Below are 19,516 nucleotides of genomic sequence, written 5' to 3'. Positions count from 1 at the left end.
CTTATTTCCAGTTTGTATGATGACTTTTTACTTTTACATCATCTAATCTTTGATAGGTATGTGCTCCAAAATAATCTCTTTGAGCTTGTATTATATTTGCTGAAGAGTATGCAGTTGTAATTCCATTGAAAAATTGAATAGATTCACTTAAACAAGGCACAGTAAGGTCATTGAGTACACATTGTGATACTACTTTTTTGACTGATGGTTTGTATTGATTAATGGATTCCACTAATCGCGGATTGTTTAATATGTTTTTTGTGTCTTTAAGGATATCGACTAAATCTTTCATTAAAGAGGATTTAATAATGCAGCCACTGGTCCAAATTCTGGCAATTTCACTTAAATTTAAATTCCAGGAATAAGCATTCGACGCTTCATAAATGAGTTTAAAACCCTGATAATGATTTATAATTCTTGCAAATTGATATGCTTCACGCACCTCATCAATGGCGATATCAACTTTTGCTTTTTTAGTATTTCTATAAATTTCATTATTTGCAAGTCGCTCACCTTTATTAAACGAAGTATATCGAGCAAATAGGGCAGAAGCTATTAAAGTACTTGGAACACCCAGCTCTGCCGAAGCAATAGTCGTCCAGTTTCCAGTTCCTTTATTAGCAGCTTTATCTAATATTTTTTTTACCAACCAATCGTCACCTTCCTTTTTTCTAAGAATATCAATTGTAATTTCTAGTAAATAACTATTAGCATTGTCTTTCCAAGTTTCTAAAATGTTGGCTATTTCATCCGGATTTTTAGCTGTAGATTCTAATATGGTACATACTTCAGCTAGCAATTGCATTTCAGCATACTCAATACCATTGTGTACCATTTTTATAAAATGACCACTTCCTTCGGGACCAACATAGGTACAACACGGTAAATTATTTTGGTCTTTAGCAGCAATTGTTTCTAGAAATAACTGAACACTTTTATAGGCCGCTAAGTCTCCACCTGGCATTATTGAAGGCCCTCTTAAAGCACCTTCTTCTCCTCCGGAAACTCCTGTTCCTATAAAATGAATACCCTTAGTTTTTAAATAATCAAAACGCTCTTTGGTGTTTACATAGTTAGAATTTCCTCCGTCTATAATTATATCATTTTTAGATAAATGTGGAAGCAAATCTTCTAATACAAAATCTATTGTTTTTCCTGCATTAACCATCAGCATTATTTTTCTTGGTTGTTGCAAAGATTTTACAAAAGCAGAAATATCGTCAAAAGCAGCTGCATTGGATAACTCAGGATATTCGTCTTTAAAATTTTTAGCGACATTTTCCTCAACACCTTCAACATGTCTGTTATACATTGAAATTTTAAATCCATTATTTGCTAAATTTCTACACAGACTTTTTCCCATAACACCTAAGCCAAATAATCCAAAGTCAGAGGTATTCATTAATTCTTTTTTTATGATTTTAATACTGTTTTCTGGTGATAAGCTACTATCTATTTGTATCGCTTCTCTAGGTTTTTCTAAAATATCAAATTGAGATTTTAATAATTCTGAGGGCATAAAATGATCCGTTCGACTATTCATTCTTTCCAAAATCTGCTCAAAGCTTCCAGATAAATGCACCCATTTAGTTTGGTTCTCTAAAGTATCACTTAACGTAATACGGTATTTTTGTTTCAGTGCTGAACATGCAATAACACAACTGTTCTTAATCAATTGCTTTTTGGCCAAATCATTTAAAGTTTCTAACCAACCTTGTCTATCTTCATCATTTAAAGCTTGTCCGCCAGACATTTTTTTAAGGTTGTTTTCAGAATGAAAATCATCACCATCAAAAAAAGGAATATGTAATTCTTCTGCTAGTAATTTTCCAATAGTGCTTTTTCCACATCCAGCAACGCCTATTATGAAGATTACTTTTTTCAATGATTTAATATTTTAATTATTCGGTGCTGTTCCTGAACCAACAGTGGCTTCTTTAAACCAAACTTCTGTATAACTTCCTTTGGCATATTGTTCCGCCACATTACCTCCAAAGATTTCTGATCCGGTACTCCAAACCATATTATCTACTGGTTTTTTACCATTAGTTTGATTGTATGCACCTTGTTTAAAAAACTGTAACTCATCGGCATAGGCATTAGTTCTTTCCGTGCCATCCCGACCAATGGTAGCATATAAGCTTACTATTTGTTGCGGAATGTCAGATTTTTTTGAATAGTCGGAAGTTATTAAGCTTTTTGTAAAGGTCTTAGTCTCGTGTGTATCACTTGAAAATGTGAGATACATGATGCCTTCAAAAACATTTATTTCATAACTGAATTCTTCACCTAAGGCAATGCCATCTTTGGGCTCTTCCGGATAAGTTGCGAGGCTTGTTCCTAGAACAGACATATCATAACCCCAAACGGCCGTTGAATAATCCCATCTTTCTCCATTGTCACCTTCCGTATTAATTTCATAATTCCAAAAAACAGAACCATTAGTGTGCCCAGGGAATTTTTTATAAAATATTTTAAGGGGTTCATTTTTATGACCTTCATCACTGTGAATTTGCCCAACTACCACCGAATATGATGCAGCAACTCTCGCATCACCAGTTGTAGAAACGTGTTGTACTTTTAATTTGCCGGTAAGTTTGCCACCAGTTTCTGGTATCCAGCGCTTTTTTTGTCCTAATTCTGTTCTTGTATTCCCCGAATTTTTGGAGGTAATACCAGAGTTTGGAGTTTTGTATACTACCCAATTAGTTTTACCATCGTTTTCAGTATAAAAAAAATCTTCTTTTGAATAATTTATTAAAGAGTCATTATGAGTACCATCGCCTAATAAAATCTTCCATTCATCCATAAATGGTAAGACATCGCTTGGGTATTTTACAATTTCATTGGTTTGTACAATTCCTTCGGAAATAGTTTCCGATTTATTTTTACAGGCAACAATTGCAATAAGAGCTAGTATTATTAAAGCTATATTTTTCATTTTGCTTACTTTTTAGAAAGACTAGTACATCAACTTAAGTTTCAAATTCTCTTCCACTTTAATTTCGCCCGAATTTGTAATTTGATTATTCGAATGTGAGTTATTTTTTGCTCCCCAAAGTAATGCAACCAATTTTACAGGATTATCTTTAAAGGTGTTTTCTGAAATAGCTACATTAATAATACCTCGCGTGTTTATCAGGATCCCGGTTTCTTCTTTTCCCCCGCAATTAGTAAAATTCGAATTGGTAACTAAAAGATTTCCACCAATAGTAGATTCATCATACCCGCCACGATAATAGTCGATTACATTGCGATTAACATTTGAAAAATCGCAATTTTTGATGGTTAAATATTCTGTGTTATAATCTCCTTTATCATCTGTTTCTTCAGATAATTCTAAGCCGTTTGTACAATCTGAAATAGCCGTATCTTGAAAGGTGATTCGTTCTGCGAATGATTCTTTGTACACTTTTAAGGCATAGTTAAAATCACTTATAGCACAGTCTAAAACGGTCAGCCCAAAATGAGTAAACATGTTTTTGTTTATACTTGAAAAAGCATATTGTGAGCTATTACCTTTTAAGACAACACTTTTCAAGTTTAAAAAACCCTTAGGATGCAATTCAAAAAGTGCGGTGTTTTCTGCGCCCGAATACGTTAGGATAGTGTTTAATTTATCATCAGATAAAATGTTGAGTCTTTTATGAATTTGTAATGAAGTTTCGATAGCATAATTTCCAGCCTTCAATTTTATAATATCCCCATTTTCGGCTTCATTAATTTTTATTCTTAGTTCATCAGCATTAGATACGGTATGGGTTGTTGGATCATTTGCTTCTACTTCATTTGAATACCAGTTTGTCCCATATTTCGTTTTATCTAAAATCATTGGATCTTTTGCCGCAGGATTTACACTAGCACCTATAGATGTATCATTTTTTCTAGAATTTCCGAAGATATCTTTTGAAAATTCATCGAATCCAAATCCTTGATATGCTTTAATTTTTAAAGTTTCTGAAGGCATGAAAATATAAGGAGCTATCTCTTGTACTTGGAAGTCTAAATTTTCCAGCCCATCATAAGCTTTAAATGCAAGCCCGTGATTGTTTATTACATTGCTTTTAAAAGTTACACCATCAGCTTCATCATGCTCAATAATAGGAGAAGGGTCTCCATTCTCATTATAGATAATATTGTTGGCTACCAAAGATCGAATAGGTCTTGCAGAACGAATTTCTGACAATGGCAAGACATCTTTCTGACTAATATTAGATCCTACCCCAAATTGCCAAGGCGAAGCACAATTTATGTAGGTGTTATAGGCTACCACAAGATCTGTAACCTGATTATATCTGTTTAATGGAGATTTTGGGATACCATTCATTACCGCTAACGGACTTCTAAAATTTTTCCCTATGATGCTGTAGAAATAGTTGTTTGTTACCGTATGACCTGTATTTATGATTCGTATTCCGCCGTAATTTTCGTTTACACCATCGCCAATAAAATAATTTCCATCAATGGTCACATAATTACCGTGTCGGGTAACTAATGAACCCTCACTTTGATAAAATACGTTATTTCTAAACTCATTGAAATTGGTTTTACTTGATATAATTTCTACCTCACCATTACATTTTTCAAATAGATTATTAGCAACCATAGTATAGCTCGGTGACATTGAAGTATAACTGTCACCTATTTGTATGGTTTCTCCACTAGCTCCACCTTTCGTTGGTCTTGGTCCAAAATGATTATTAATTATCTGGTGGTAGTTATTAATGCTTTCCCTTCCTGCGATGTCCACTCTTACCGTTGGTCCTCTATTTGTTTTTCCTTCAATGTAGCAGTTGCTCATGGTGTTGTGTCTTCCTCTAAAAAGCACCCAAAGATCTGAGTCATCACGTTGCATTTTATTGAAGTCTTCAATTACACTATTGGTAAAAGTACAATGATTTGCAATGTTGTTATCATCAACTCTAAATTCTACAACGGCCTCAGTAGGTGAGTATCCGTTTCTAAAATGCAAGCCATCAACTACCAAATAGTTTCCGCCAAATTTTAAGCTAGAAACTCCTTCTATAAAAACTTTGCCCGGTGTTTCTGCTCGCAGTGTTATTGGTTTTTCATCTGTTCCTTCTGCTGCAAATAACAACTCAGAATCTTCCCAGATTCCGTTTTTTAATATTATGGCATCACCAGGTTTGGCATTTGCTACTGCCTCATTAAATTCAATGATGGTTTCAACTAAAGTGCTATTATTAGATGTAGTGTTACAGGAAATTAATAAGTAACTCATCAAAATAAATGCAAAAAATGATCTAAAATTTCGTGTCATATCAGAGCTAAATATAATTGGTTTACCAGATTGGTTTACCAAATATATGTATTTTATTCTAAGCTGCAAATTTTTAGCTGGAAACTTTTATGTTGAGGTTATTTGAAATTAACTATCTCAATAACAATATAACCTTTTGAAAATGATTAAATTAAAGGAGAGGTAAATCACAAACCATCATTTTTCAACTACTAGAAGTCTGTCAGCTTTATAATGAGGGTCGATAGGATTTTTTAAATTCTGTTTCTCAAATAAAAGTAAAATAGCATAAAATTATTGTCAAAAAATTGAAATGAACATTTATAACGAGACCTATACTTTTGAAGAAAATTTATAAATAGAAAAATGGGTTTGACCATAAACAGAAATCCATGAGGTTGAAGCTTTCAATCAACATTTAATTTAAAAGTGATCCAAGCTGTTAACTAGTTGCAAGAATTACAATCAAGGTAATTGCTATCTTCCATGGGGCTCCATGTCTGGTAAGGGTTCGTTATTTTTCAAAAATCTATTGAACCATTTAATTATTTGTTCTGTGACTTCCTTCGTATGCTCCGAAATTCCATGATCTCCTCCTTCAAATATTATAAGTCTGTATGGTATTCTGTTTTCTTCAAGTTTTAAAGCCAGCTGTAAACTTTGTTCAGGCTTTACGCGCCAATCTGCGTTACCATGAAGCATTAAAATTGGAACATTCTTAGGGAATTTATCAGTCCATTTTATGGCAGATCTCTTTGTTAATTCAATCTCTTTATTTTCTGAATACTTCGGAATTAATTCTGCTAAAACTGCCGTTTCCATTTTAGGTCTGTCTTCAATTATACTATAAAGATTTGATACGGCGCCACCTACAACCGCGGCTTTAATTTTATCTGTTTTGGTTAAAGCGATATAGGTCATCATTCCACCACGGCTCCAACCATACATTCCAATTTTATCTGTGTCGGCCGATTCTATTTCCTTTAAAACTTCAGTTAAAATTGTAATATCATTCACCTCGGCTCCTCCAAACTCCTCTTTTCCTTCACTTCCTCCATTCCCTCTGTATTGACTTGCAATAACCACATAGCCTTCTTTAGCAATGGCACCCAGTCTAATTGCTCCTGTAGCAATTGTAAGTGCGCTAAAATCTCTGTTTCCACCGCGATTATAAATAACACACGGATATTTGCCCTTTTTTTTAGGTTTTACTAAGAGGCCGTTTATTTTTAAATCATCACTTAAATAGGTGATTTTATAGATATCAATTCTGTCTAGATAATTGTACTCTTCTTTCCATTCTATCTTACCATTAATCTCCTCCGTTAAGCTTGAATAAATGGGAGCCCCTGAGATATCTGCTATTAGTTCCTTGCTAACTATAAGCTTTGTTTCCTGTGCTTTGCAGCTTGAAAACAGTAAGACAAAAATTAAAAGTTTATAACATTTCATAAGATTCTAAACATCTTTTTAATAAGGCCAGTTTACATGAATCGGTTTTTGCATCCATGGAAATTTTATAATTGAAAAGGCGAAAGGAGCTTTGCTGATTAGGAGGTCGTATGCTTTTTTTTCTACCGTTAATTCCCATCGATCCTCAAGTTCTGTTAAAATGCCATCGCGAACAAGCCAATTGCCTCTAAAACCAAGATTTGATGTTTCTCCTATTGCTGTCCAATGACCTATAGCTGCCTGAATAAGCCCTTCCATTAGATCTTTATCTGCCTGAATCAAATCAAGATCCGGAAATACAGGATCGTTAACAGACAAACCACTAAGAACCTTATTTAAAGGTAAATAAGACTCTTCAACATTTGCGTCTGTGGTTGCCAGGTATTGTAGATAACGACAGGCATCCATCTGATTTTCCTTATTAATAAAAGCATTGTCTTGTGTAAGTCCTAAGCGCTCAAAGAGCATAGGGAAAAAACTCTGAATTAAAACTAGACCGGCGCTTTTTATCGATATGGAATCGTTCATGATATGTAAAATGAGTTAATAATCAACTGATAGAATGAAGATACTTCTTTTTTGACTAACTAAAGTTTTCTGCTTCTAAAACGCAAATACGCCACCCACATTAAGACTGGCTCCCACATTGGTTTGTTTAAGTTCAACTTCTTCGGTTAAGATATTGGTTATTCCTATTAATCCTTAGAACCTGTGATTCATGCTAAATAAATAAAAAAATTAAATTTTAAATAGCTGTATAAATTATTAATGCACCGAACAAAAAGGCGAATGGTGAAATCAATTGAAAATATAATGGCTTAAGTATATCAGCACTTTTCATTGAGAATTTGTGATGTATTTTTCTTGGAACAACATAAAGAATTAGAGAAGTTATTAACATAACCCATCCGAAAACACTAAATGCAATAGGGAATTTGGAATAATCAGCATGTAAAATCAATGCAATCGCAGGGATTAATCGGATTGTTATTTCCGAATAGTTGATCAAATTTGAACTACCGGCTTTTCTCAAAGTTATTCTTGCCTTTTTTGGTGCAAATAGCATCACGAAACCAGCAAAAATGATAAAGATCCCAAATATTATTACAACCCATTTTGCAATCTCTAGTATCATAATTATTAAAAGTAGGAATTTCAATTCAATTCCTCACTAAGTCGTGATTGCATTTACCTGGTCGCCAATAAATTTAATAAATCTTATACTTATTACGATTAGTCAGCTTTTCCAATCAAAAAGAGCTATCCGTTCTGCTTTTATGTGGATCCGCTTGATTTATAATTGCTTTAATCGAAGCTCTCTAATGGGCATTAATAAAGTACCTTTGCCACGCATTATTTATCTATAGATATTTGTGATCCTTTCACACCATTTTAAGAATTATACGATCCTATTAAATAAATGAGCGAAAGCACTATTAAGCTAAATGTATAAGACATTTTTTTCTTTTAAATTAGGGCGTGCCCAAAAGGGTCGGGCTTTCCGTTGCAATTCCGCTCCGCCTCTGGCGAATGCGGGATTTACACTGCAATCCCTCACGCAAAGTTTTTACATTTACAATAACAGAAAGTAAAACGATCATTACACACAAGTAAAACCAAACAATGAGTACAGATATAAATCTAAGTAAGCCGGAACCTATTATTCTAAACAAGCAATTAGAATTGTTTAATCGGACTTCAGATGTTAAACTCACTATTAAAGCATTAGAAGCGGGTAAGCCGGTATTAATAACCGAGTTTTATAGCAACGGATTATTACTGCTCAAGGCATTAAAGATATATCTTCAAAAAAAACTCCCAAATAGCTCTTTTCAAGAACAACGTGAATATCGTGCGGAATATAATAAGCTATCCAATCTTATTTATGTGGAAATTGTAGCGCATAATTTAATACTTAAAAAATCACCCTCTATTGGTTGGCTAAAAAAATTGTATCCGGAATCAAGTGATTTTTTATTGACCTTTCCTCAAATACAAGGACTAAACAGTGCCTGGCAATGGTATAAAAACGGAATTTCTGTTCCTGTATTACGAAATAAAATACATCCTTATTACGGTACCTATTTCCCAACTCGTTTTGATCATTTAATACTTTTCGATAATTGGTTAAAACGCTATGATGGGCACAAAAAAACAGCGATAGACGTAGGTATTGGCAGTGGCATACTTTCTTTTCAAATGATAAAGTATGGTTTTCAAAAGGTTTTTGGCACAGATACAAACCCAAATGCCATTGTTGGATTAATCGAATATATGGGAGATACAAAGTTGTCTAGAAAGATAGAATTAGATGTTGCATCTCTTTTTGGAAAGTTCGAAAAACAAACCGAACTAATAGTTTTTAATCCGCCATGGTTGCCAAAATCTCATGATTTAGACAGAATTGATGAAGCTATTTATTACGATGAAAATCTATTTCCTGATTTTTTTGAAGGAGCAAAGCAACGACTTTTACCAGATGGAAAATTGGTGCTCTTATTCTCGAATTTAGCACAAATAACAAATGTGTCAAAAGAACATCCAATTGAAAAGGAACTAGCCGAAGGCGGGCGATTTCAACTGGATAACTATTTAAAAAAAACGGTTAAAAGTGCTTCAAATAAAACGAAGCGAGATCAGCATTGGCGTGCTTTGGAGGAAGTAGAACTTTGGGTACTAATAAATAAATAAGTTTTTGAGTAGCAAAGATTAAATTTGATCGTTTAAAAACAGCTGAGACTTTAAATTATGGCTTATAAAAGCATCCATGTCTTTATTTTGGAATAAATCTCTTTATTGCTTAACAAATCCATATGATTATTCTCAAAAGCAATCCACGTATTTTTCTTTTTAAAATTTAAATTTTTAGCGGGGTCACTATGTTGTCCAAGTGCACTTTTCAAACCCACCATATTGTCTCCTAATAGCTGGGTAGATCCAGATTTAATATCCTTTCCTACAACTCCGGCGATAGCATAACAATCAATCTTTTTCGGTAATGAGCTGCTCTGTCTTTGGTCGCCTCCCATTTTAAAACGATCGATGTCTTTCCAGTCTTCATCTACTAAACTCCCATATCTTAAATCTGTAACCCCGGCACTTCTTATTTTTCCCAATCGTGCAAATGGTTTGGCATAGGGAACAGCCTCTAAAACGACATCCACATAATTACCTGCCTGCTCTAAGGATGCGCCGTGGTGAGGGGTGCCTAAAAAAATGATTTTTTTGAGATGCTTCGTCCATGTTTTTTGCTGTTCTTCACCGTAATGTAAGGCACTTCTCGAGACTAAGCCACCCATACTATGCGCGACAATTATAAGTTCTTCAACGGGTACAGGCCAATGAAGCACCAGTTTTTCCAATAATTCATTTAAACTTTGTCCGTTGCTGGAAATATGTAAACCGCTATTATATAGCAGGTAAATGGGGGTTTTCTGAAGTTCTTTTCCTAACGCTGTTCCATGATTATGGTCATTTCTAGTCCATTGGATATCATTCATACATGAACCGTGTACCATTAAGAGAATTTTGCCATTGATTGACGGAAATGCTTTTTCAAGACTTTTTTTATTAATTAAGACAGTATTTGCCTCGTATCTTAATTGCATTTCAATCTGCAACGGATTTTCAGTTTTTTCCAAATAATCACCTACAACGCCGTTTAAAACAGCTTGTAAAGCTTCCCTTTCGGCGGTAGTCTTAATTTTTCCACTTACAGTTGCAAATTGTCCTAAAACATTATCTACACCACTGCCAATAAATCGAGTACTCCACCTTATGTTGTTATAAACTATTCCGGAAATATCGGTAATTAGATGCTGAATGGGGGTGGAGGGTAAAAAAGGAGGATGGACTATCCTTCTATGCATGGATTCGACCAAATCGGTTATTCCTATAGTAGCATCAGTAATTAAACGGCTAATTCCTTGTAGTTTGGAACCTGTTTTTTGTTTGTTTGACATCTAAACTGTTTATAAAACGTACTTTTTGAATATATCATCCAATGTTTTTTTCGGATCATGGCTTAAGCCGGGATGCGTTTTAGAGCTTTGAATAATTGTGCTTCTGCAAGCTGCTAACCATCTAAACCTGTCAGATAATTCCAGTTTCCCTATTTTCCCTCCTGAAGGTTCACCATCGCAAATTAATTTCCAGGCATTTAAGTAATCATTATATACTTCCAGCTCAATTTCAGTTGAAAATGCTTTTAACTTGTCTTCATTAATTTGATATTTTATTCCTAGAAATTTTTTCTGCTTACTAAAGAGAATTACTCCAACATTAAAGAATTCTTCACGTTCAACCTTTGGCACAATTCTTATTATGGCATATTCAAATGTATATCTATCTTGCATCGGCTGCTTCTTTAACTAATAAATCAATCATAGAAAGTTTTGCACTTAAAAATTCGATATACGCTGCTCTCATTTCGTTAGGACTTAATGCATCAGCTTCACTTAACAACCAGTCTTCGGGTATATTTGAAATTATTTCAGTAATTCTCTCATTTCTAAGTAAACCTTGGATTTCTTCCGAAGCTTCAGTTAAAACAGTTGCCTGTTGCAAAAGTACATGATCTGTGATGAGTGGAAATGTTCTAATAAGGTGTTTTTTCCAATTTTTCCAGTCATGGTGAAAATATAAACTAGCTCCATTGTCAATTACCCAAAGTTCATTATTCCAGTTTAACAAATTTGTGTTCTTGGAAGTTCTATCAATATTACTAATAAGACTATCTAGTATTACAACTTTTGAAGCAGTCATTGCATCTACATTTGAAACTAATGGATCATAAGTAATCGCACCTGATAAAAAATGCAACCCCAGGTTTAAACCAACACTAAATTTAAGCAAGTCTTGAATTTCTTCATCAGGTTCTGTCTTGCTAAAAGAATCATCTAGATTCATAAATACCAATTCAGGAACATGTAAACCAATTGTTCGCGCAATTTCACCTCCAATAAATTCAGCTATCAGCGCCTTCTTACCTTGTCCGGCTCCTCTAAACTTAAGTACATAAAGAAATCCATCATCGGCTTTAACTATAGCAGGAAGTGAGCCACCTTCCCGCAACGGCTGCACATATTGAATAACATCTACGCTTCGAATATCAATTTTATTCATGGACACGAAAGTACTAAAAATGGAATTTATGGAGCTTTAGTTATCGCTACTTATTTGAGTAACTTTTTCAATAGAATTTCGACATTAAATAATTTATAAATTCGCTTGAAATATTATTTCACTTGTCTTTTAATGGTGAAATTATATAGAACAATTATTGTTTCTACAAATTCTTATATTTCATTGTACTTCAGTATCGTTTTTCTACTAGGTTCTAGACAGTTCGAATGTTATTTAAAAGCTTCCTAACTCTTTTTATAGTAACAGATTATTGACATCTTCCGAAGCGTACATATACAAATTAGTTATAATGCCTAAAGTACTTTTGACGAAGGAGTATACAATCACATTTTGAAATTTAGCTATGGGTAAAATTGATTTTATAATGCTTTCTTTAATAACTAGATTAGGATGTTATTCTAAATTCAGTAAAAAAAAATATTCGTATTGTTCATTAAAAAACTATATTTGATAAACAATGATTTAAACATTGATGGTATATCAGCGTAAATAAATGTATTTGTACGAAAATCCCCAATTTCAAGTAGATATAACTTATATCTATTAGCGATTTATTTTGTATACATCATCGAGTTCGCTATTTTTATTTTAAACAAACCCTCTTAAGCATAGTAAATTCTAACTCAATGATGATAAAAGTTTCTGATTTCACCATTTCCAAATTTATTTCAAAAACCTATATCGGCTCACTGAGCCCAAATCAGAAGGACTTTGGCAATTCATAAACTAACAGAGTCCATAAAAAATCGATATCTACTTTTCATAATTACGTTATTAATTATAATTGTAAGTGTACTATTTATTATACACCGAAGTATCAATTTGCAAAAACAGGATGCTTACCTAATTAACAAATCGGGAAAACAACGCGCGCTAAGTCAAAACATAACTAAAATAGTGTTTTCTATTGATAATGACTCAAGCGATACTCTAAGATTAAATTCATTAAAGACAGTTATTGATGAATTTGAAAGCACTCATAATTATCTTATTAATACTAATAAAGAAGGGGAGAATAATAGTACGATTGATTCATTATTAAAAACTAGTGAGTTACAATTAAAAAAGATAGTTAGCTCCTCAAGGAATATAATTAATGATCCGGATTCTGAGTTCCTTATAAAGGATGTAAATACTATTGCAAAGGTAGAGCCATTTTTTTTGTTGACTATGGATGCCCTAGTCAACGAATATCAAAAAAACGCAGAGAAAAATCTTCAAAATTTAAAACTGATAATTTATTTTCTTGTATTAATAGCCGTTTTAATATTAATAGGAGAACTCCTTTTCGTTTTAACCCCTGGTTTAAAACAATTGTTTCAAAGAAATAAAGAGCTAAGAGAAGCAACTACTGAATTAGCTATTTCTGAAAACAAATTGAATCTGAACGCTTTGGAATTAAAAAAGCTCAAAAAATATTTGGAGGCTAAAGATGAGCATAACAAAATTTTTATTGAGCAAAGCCCAATAGCTATTGCTATGGTCGATAATAATATGCGGTACATAGCAGTATCCAAGCGCTGGATTACGGACTATAAAATGGAGGGTAAAGAGTTTATTGGCCGTTCTCATTATGATCTCTTTCCGGAAATAGGGGAAGAATGGAAGAAAATGCATCAAAGATGTCTTAACGGCGCTATTGATATAAATGATGAAGAACCGTTTATTCGTACCGATGGATCATTGCAATGGATTACTTGGGATGTAAGGCCTTGGTATGATTCAGATGGCAATATCGGAGGCATATTAATGCAAACAGGAGACATTACTAAAAGGAAAAAAACAGAGAATGAATTGTTGCGCAAAAATCAGTTATTAACTTTCGCAGAGAAAATAACTATGATGGGGAATTGGCAATGGGATCTCACTACCAATGCTGTAAAGTGGTCTGCTAATTTATTTCAAATTTTTGGACTCGATGAAAATTCAGATGTAAGCTATGACACCTATTTTAGTTTTGTTCACCCGGATGACAAGGAAATGGTGACTGAACACGTCCAAAAGTCACTTGAAGATAAAAAATTTGATGACCTATCGCATCGCATCAAATTAAAAGACGGTACTGTTAAAATAATACAACTCTTAGCAGAGATTATCACTAATAAAGACGGCGAATTAATAGAGATGATCGGTACGTGTCAAGATGTGACTGAGCAGAGAATGGCAGAAAATAAGTTTAGAGGATTATTAGAATCTGCGCCCGATGCTATGGTAATTGTGAATGAAAAAGGACACATTCAACTTATTAATAAACAAGCCGAAATATTGTTTGGTTATTCTGCGCTGGAACTAATTGAGAAATCTGTTGAAATTCTTATTCCCAAGCGATTTACTGGCAACCATGAAAAGTATCGAGATAGTTTTTTCACCAACCCTAAGGTTAGGGGAATGGGCGTGGGAAAAGAGCTATTCGGAATAAATAAAGAAGGAATAGAAATTCCAATTCAAATAAGCTTAAGTCCCCTTCAAACAGAAGAAGGTTTACTCGTTTCGGCCGCAATACGTGATATTACAGAACAAAAATTAGCAGAACATAAAATACTTCAAGCGAAAGAAAGTCTAGAAGTTTTAACGCAACATCTTACAGATCAAAATAATCAGTTGGCAGACTTTGCACATATTACCTCCCATAATTTACGTTCACCCGTAAGTAACTTAAATGCACTATTACATTTGTATAATATTTCAGATAGTGAGGAGGAAAGAAAATTATTGTTTGAAAAATTTGAGATCGTAATTAGCCATCTCACCTCAACTTTAAATACCTTAATCGAAGCTTTAAAAACTAAAAAAGGCGTCGCAAAAGAGATTGAATTTATAGATTTCGAGGAAATTTTGAGTATAACAAAAGAAATAATTTCAGGGCAGATAATTAAATCTAACGCAACTATAACTAGTGAATTTTCAAGAATACCCAAAATTAAATATCATAAAACCTATTTAGAAAGTATTTTTCTTAACTTAGTGACCAATGCTGTGAAATATCGATCACCCGATCGAAATCCTGAAATCCATATTGAAACGGAATATATCAATGATAAGATTAAACTTACATTTCGCGATAATGGATTGGGAATAGATTTAAAAAAACACGGACATAAACTTTTTGGATTAAATAAAACATTTCATAGACACCCTGAAGCAAAAGGTGTTGGGCTTTATTTAACGAAAATACAAATCGAATCTATGGGTGGGATTATTTCTGCAGCAAGTGAAGTAAATAAGGGCTCTGTGTTTACTATAATTTTTAATGAGGATAGGAATGAAAAACCTTTATAATATTTGTGTTATTGATGATGATAACATTTATCAATACACAATTTCAAAAACAATTCAAGCTTACAATTTAGCTAAAGAAATTATCGCTTTTTCGGATGGTGAAGAGGCTTTAGATTTCCTAATTAGAAATCTTGATGATAGTGCAAAACTTCCAGACATCATTTTATTGGATATTAATATGCCTATAATGGATGGATTTCAATTCATGGAAGAATATATTAAAATTAAACCAAGAGTAGGAAAAAAGATACTAATTTATATGGTTTCTTCTTCAGTAGACTCCAGTGATATACTTAGAGCTAAAAGTATTTCTGAAGTTTCAGACTATATAATTAAACCCATAAAGCCCGGCGAGCTAATTTCAATAGTGAATTCTTTTGAAACAACATAACCGAATTTTACTCAACAACTTTATATTTTTAAGCAGTGAGCATCATTTTACTAATTGTGAAAATCGCGATCTTCCACCAGAACATTTTCAGGAACTAGATGATCCACAATTATTGTCGATTTGTTTGAAAACTGCTTGTGTTTGAACTGCAGCACTAGTTCATTTTGAGACAGTGCTTTTATCTTGAAATATTTGTAACTCTCATCTATATTTAATAGTTCGGATAGATTATCTCCTGTTAATTTAATGAAACCACCGTTTTTGTTGGTTATAAGCTGCCAATTTGCTTCGAGTGACTCACCACAGTCGATATTTTCAGAACTATTATCTCTCATATTCGAATTCCGAGAATAAGAAACCCTATAGCTTAAAAAGCAATCGCCCATGTTCATCCTGTGTCCGTCATTGAATCGCTTAGCTATTTTCCAGGTTTTTATAGTATCGCCAGAAATTAATTCAACTGCATTTTCAGGGACAAGGAATACTTTTTTTTCCTCATCATTACATGATAGGATTATTAATGAAAAAATTAATAAATGTATCTTTAAATTCATGCCCCTATTAAATTCTAGTCACCTGACAGTTATAACATCCCGGACTTGAATTGTGGATATGAATATATTGTATTTCTTTTTTCTGAAATATTTTTTCAATGATTTGTTTAGTCTCATTTCCTTTTTCAGTAATTGCAGATTTCATAAATCCATTTTTGTCGTATCCACGAAATGAAAGCAGTCTATGATCTAACATTTTCGGAATTTCATTTTTCTTTAATGTCTTTGTTTTTATCCCCTCTCTAATAAAAATTGGACCTTTAGCTTGATACGGACTTTGTGTTTTGTGATGTTCAAACGGAATTAAAATAATTTTTTCTCCTATCTCAGCGTCTTCCAAGCTAACTCTACATGGATATCCGGGATTTTCATCTACGATCATTCTTTTTCCACCTATTTTTTCTAGTTCAGTGTCGTTCAGCTTAAAAAAAGCATGAAATATAGTGTCGTCTAAGGCTGAAATTTGAAAGTCCATAGTTCTAGTTTTTATTTGTTTTATATAAATTATTATACTGCGATTTCAATTGATTCTTTGTACAATTAATAAGGTAAAAGTTACTCAACCCTTAAGATCTTTTCCATTTTACGTCTTTTCGCTAATTCATCCACTAGTTTATCCAAGTACCTTACATGTCGAGTCAATGGGGTTTGAATCTCTTCTATTCGATAGCCACAGATGACACCTTTAATTAAGTGTGCGTTCGGATTTAATTTTGCTTTCTGAAAGAATGTTTCGAATGTTACCTTGTCATCTATTAGTTCTTGTAATTTGTTTTTACTAAAACCAGTAAGCCACTCAATCACTTGATGCAACTCTTCTAATGTTCCCCCTTTCTTTTCGACTTTTGTTATGTAGTGCGGATAAACAGAAGAGAATGTCATTTTTGCGATCCGTTCATCGTGTTCGGGTGTTGTTTTCATAATTTATGCTATAATATTAACCAGTCTAATTACTCTTTTTCAATACACCACTTTTACCAAAACCTATCTTCCTCCAGGCGGACAATGAAGTTTTAAATAATTGGTGTATAAAGTTGACAAATGTTTTCTTGTTCCTTCTCCTTCATAAATTCCATGAGCTCTGTTCGGATAAGGCATAAACTGAAATTGCTTGTTGTATTTTATTAATTCATTCAATAAGAGTTCGGCATTTTGATAATGGACATTATCATCTCCAGTTCCATGAATATAAAGTAAATTTCCTTCTAAATTTTTGGCATAAGTAATGGGAGAACCTGCTACAAAATCTTCCATATTTTCCTGAGGTAAACCCATATAACGTTCCTGATAAATGTTATCATATGTTAGCTGATTAGCGACAGCAGCTATTGAAATCCCTGTTTTGTATATCTCCGGATGTTGAAACATCAAATTTAATGTAGCAGATCCTCCGCCGCTCCAACCCCAAACGGCAACTCGTTCTGCATCAACAAAGTCCCATTTCAAAATTTCTTTGGCTGCCATAGCCTGATCGTTTATATTAATTACACCAATTTTTCTGTAAATTGATTTTCGCCATGCTCGTCCTTTCGGAGCTGGAGTTCCCCTGTTGTCTAGTGAAATGTAGATGTACCCATCTTCCGCCATATCACCTACATACAGTCCATTTTGACCGGCTCTATAGATGTCATTTACGGTAGCACCGGCAGGTTCAGAATAAACATAAAATACTACTGGATATTTTTTCTTAGGATCAAAATTGCTTGGTTTTACCATCCACCCGTCCATTTCAATATTGTCGGCGGTTTTTATTTTAATGAATTCAACAGTAGGTTTTTCTTCCAATTCCTTTACTCTTTTCAAAATACTTTCTTCTTCATTCAAGGCCTTATGATTCGAAACCGTTATTATTTCGTTGGTTTCCGGCGTATAGTGATTTGAGAAAGTATGTGATGCATAAGTACCATCAGCAGAAAAAGAATAATTATGAGTTCCTTTTAAGCTTTCAGGACTTACTAATTCATTTTTTCCTTTTCCGTTTAGTTTAGATTTATATAAATACTTTTGAGTGGCATTATCCGGGGAAGCTAAATAGTAAACATATCCTTCTTTTAAATTGATATGTTTTAGATCTATAACATCGTATTCGCCTTTTGTTATTAGAGTCTCAGGCTTTCCTTCTAAAGAAATTTGATATAAATGCCTCCAGCCATCTTTTTCAGACGCCCAAAGAATGCTTTTCGTTTCTTTCAAAAAACTAAAATTATTGGTGTAATCAATTTGATATGGATCACCAATTTGAAATAGATCAACCCATGCTTCGTCCGATTCTTCCTGAATAATCTTAGTGTTTCCTTTTAAAGCATCTGCAATGTATAATGTACTCTTATTTTGTTTTCTGTTTAATTGTTGGATTAAAAGATTGTTGGTTGAAGGAATAAACTCCATTCTTACTAAGTAATTCTGAGAAGCATCTCCAGGCACATTTATCCAATTGGTTTTGGCGTCGGAAAGATTCACAACACCAACTCTACATACAGATGGCTTTTCACCAACTTTAGGGTATTCTAGAGGGATTAATTGTGAATATATAGAATCTGTGTTGTTAATCATATAAAACTTCTTAATCGCGCTTGCATCGATTTGCCAATAAGCAATAGATTTACTATCATGACTCCAACGAAATCCGTCTCTACAGGAAAATTCTTCCTCGTAGGCCCAATCAAATGTTCCATTTATTAAAGAAACCGTCCCATTGCTGGTTAAAGGTTGGATCTTACCGGTTGCGTAATCTTCACTGTATAAATTATATTCTGAAACATAGGCGATAGAATTCCCATCTGGAGAGAATTTTGCAAACATGAGAGATGAAGCAGCTAAGGTTTTTCCTATTTGAGTGAGCGTATTTGTTTTAAAGTTGAAAACCCAATAGTCACCTTTGGTGTGAAGTCTCCAGACTTTTTGAGTATTTGTGAACAACAGTACTTTTTGTTGATCTGAAGAAAATGTAAAATGAGCGACCTTAATAGGTTCTGTCCTACCTGCCGGAGTGAGCTGCACTTTTGAAAGGATTGTTTTTGCTTCATTATTAGGGAGCGTATAGGCAACAAGTTCATTTTTGTCTAAACTGTAATAAGAATCACCATCATTAGCCCAATTTATCTGAGCATTGAGGTTAAAATTAAGAGAGAAAAAACATATAAACACGAGGGTTTTAAAAACATTTTTATTCCCCATTAAGAATTTCTTTAAACTTTTCATTTATTGAAGATTTTAGTTTTAATATTTAGGTATTATTTCTTTGCTGCAAAATATTCAGTGTCGCGTGATTGTGATGCTTCCGGAAAAAAGCAAGAAGGTTCGATTTATTCCGAAGTATTTATTATTTAAAAGTAGGGATTTCAATTCAATTTCGCATTAACCAATATTTGTGTATATCCTGTAAAAAGTTTTAAACATAAAGAGTTATCAGTTTTAGAGTATTGGTAAGAAACT

General features: G+C 33.4%; 16 protein-coding genes. 3 read left to right on the top strand and 13 right to left on the bottom strand.

What is annotated here, in order from left to right:
• Position 1: 1 nt before the first annotated feature.
• The 6 genes from gndA to BXY75_RS08265 all read right to left on the bottom strand — a co-directional run bounded on the left by gndA (position 2) and on the right by BXY75_RS08265 (position 7,847).
• Entirely contained in the window at positions 2 to 1,885 is a 1,884-nt protein-coding gene (gene gndA, locus BXY75_RS08290) for an NADP-dependent phosphogluconate dehydrogenase (RefSeq protein ID WP_121907240.1), read from the bottom strand.
• Positions 1,886 to 1,897: 12 nt separating this feature from the next.
• Positions 1,898 to 2,941 (bottom strand): polysaccharide lyase family 7 protein, encoded by a 1,044-nt coding sequence (locus BXY75_RS08285; RefSeq protein WP_121907239.1) that lies wholly within the window; start codon positions 2,939 to 2,941, stop codon positions 1,898 to 1,900.
• Between the two features lie 21 nt (positions 2,942 to 2,962).
• On the bottom strand, positions 2,963 to 5,242 hold the full coding sequence (locus tag BXY75_RS08280; protein ID WP_121907238.1) for a chondroitinase-B domain-containing protein: 2,280 nt from the start codon (positions 5,240 to 5,242) through the stop codon (positions 2,963 to 2,965).
• A gap of 495 nt (positions 5,243 to 5,737) precedes the next feature.
• Positions 5,738 to 6,712: an alpha/beta hydrolase family protein gene (locus tag BXY75_RS08275; protein ID WP_121907237.1), complete on the bottom strand. Its 975-nt coding sequence runs from the start codon at positions 6,710 to 6,712 to the stop codon at positions 5,738 to 5,740.
• Between the two features lie 18 nt (positions 6,713 to 6,730).
• Complete coding sequence (locus BXY75_RS08270; RefSeq protein ID WP_121907236.1) at positions 6,731 to 7,240, bottom strand: contractile injection system tape measure protein; 510 nt, start codon at positions 7,238 to 7,240, stop codon at positions 6,731 to 6,733.
• 217 nt (positions 7,241 to 7,457) lie between these two features.
• Positions 7,458 to 7,847, bottom strand: coding sequence for a hypothetical protein (locus BXY75_RS08265; RefSeq protein ID WP_121907235.1), 390 nt, complete (start codon positions 7,845 to 7,847; stop codon positions 7,458 to 7,460).
• Between the two features lie 488 nt (positions 7,848 to 8,335).
• On the opposite strand from BXY75_RS08265, the gene BXY75_RS08260 reads away from it, so the two are divergent.
• The gene (locus tag BXY75_RS08260) at positions 8,336 to 9,403 is read left to right on the top strand and encodes a methyltransferase (RefSeq protein WP_121907234.1); all 1,068 of its coding nucleotides are present in this window, start codon (positions 8,336 to 8,338) and stop codon (positions 9,401 to 9,403) included.
• A gap of 62 nt (positions 9,404 to 9,465) precedes the next feature.
• On the opposite strand, the gene BXY75_RS08255 is transcribed toward BXY75_RS08260, so the two are convergent.
• From BXY75_RS08255 to BXY75_RS08245, 3 genes are read right to left on the bottom strand one after another with little or no spacing between them, the layout of a single operon-like run.
• Positions 9,466 to 10,674, bottom strand: a complete 1,209-nt coding sequence (locus BXY75_RS08255) for a PGAP1-like alpha/beta domain-containing protein (RefSeq protein ID WP_121907233.1) — start codon at positions 10,672 to 10,674, stop codon at positions 9,466 to 9,468.
• 9 nt (positions 10,675 to 10,683) lie between these two features.
• Positions 10,684 to 11,067 (bottom strand): DUF3037 domain-containing protein, encoded by a 384-nt coding sequence (locus BXY75_RS08250; protein ID WP_121907232.1) that lies wholly within the window; start codon positions 11,065 to 11,067, stop codon positions 10,684 to 10,686.
• Positions 11,057 to 11,836, bottom strand: a complete 780-nt coding sequence (locus BXY75_RS08245) for a HipA family kinase (RefSeq protein WP_121907231.1) — start codon at positions 11,834 to 11,836, stop codon at positions 11,057 to 11,059. The genes BXY75_RS08250 and BXY75_RS08245 overlap by 11 nt, the downstream gene beginning before the upstream one ends.
• 843 nt (positions 11,837 to 12,679) lie before the next feature.
• Between BXY75_RS08245 and BXY75_RS08240 the strand changes: the two genes are divergently transcribed.
• Positions 12,680 to 15,136, top strand: a complete 2,457-nt coding sequence (locus tag BXY75_RS08240; RefSeq protein ID WP_147437253.1) for a PAS domain S-box protein — start codon at positions 12,680 to 12,682, stop codon at positions 15,134 to 15,136.
• The gene (locus tag BXY75_RS08235) at positions 15,120 to 15,527 is read left to right on the top strand and encodes a response regulator (protein WP_121907229.1); all 408 of its coding nucleotides are present in this window, start codon (positions 15,120 to 15,122) and stop codon (positions 15,525 to 15,527) included. Before BXY75_RS08240 ends, BXY75_RS08235 begins: the two co-directional genes overlap by 17 nt.
• Positions 15,528 to 15,577: 50 nt before the next feature.
• On the opposite strand, the gene BXY75_RS08230 is transcribed toward BXY75_RS08235, so the two are convergent.
• The 4 genes from BXY75_RS08230 to BXY75_RS08215 form a co-directional block, all read right to left on the bottom strand.
• Entirely contained in the window at positions 15,578 to 16,081 is a 504-nt protein-coding gene (locus tag BXY75_RS08230; RefSeq protein WP_121907228.1) for a lipocalin family protein, read from the bottom strand.
• Positions 16,082 to 16,088: 7 nt separating this feature from the next.
• Positions 16,089 to 16,556: a DUF1203 domain-containing protein gene (locus BXY75_RS08225; RefSeq protein ID WP_121907227.1), complete on the bottom strand. Its 468-nt coding sequence runs from the start codon at positions 16,554 to 16,556 to the stop codon at positions 16,089 to 16,091.
• An 80-nt stretch (positions 16,557 to 16,636) separates the two neighbouring features.
• On the bottom strand, positions 16,637 to 17,002 hold the full coding sequence (locus BXY75_RS08220; RefSeq protein WP_121907226.1) for a DUF2200 domain-containing protein: 366 nt from the start codon (positions 17,000 to 17,002) through the stop codon (positions 16,637 to 16,639).
• A gap of 63 nt (positions 17,003 to 17,065) precedes the next feature.
• Positions 17,066 to 19,282 (bottom strand): S9 family peptidase, encoded by a 2,217-nt coding sequence (locus BXY75_RS08215; protein ID WP_245962940.1) that lies wholly within the window; start codon positions 19,280 to 19,282, stop codon positions 17,066 to 17,068.
• Positions 19,283 to 19,516: the final 234 nt, after the last annotated feature.

The organism is Ulvibacter antarcticus (genome assembly GCF_003688405.1).
Taxonomy (GTDB): domain Bacteria; phylum Bacteroidota; class Bacteroidia; order Flavobacteriales; family Flavobacteriaceae; genus Ulvibacter; species Ulvibacter antarcticus.
Note: the sequence above shows the minus strand (reverse complement) of the source record. Positions and strands in the feature narration are given on the sequence as shown.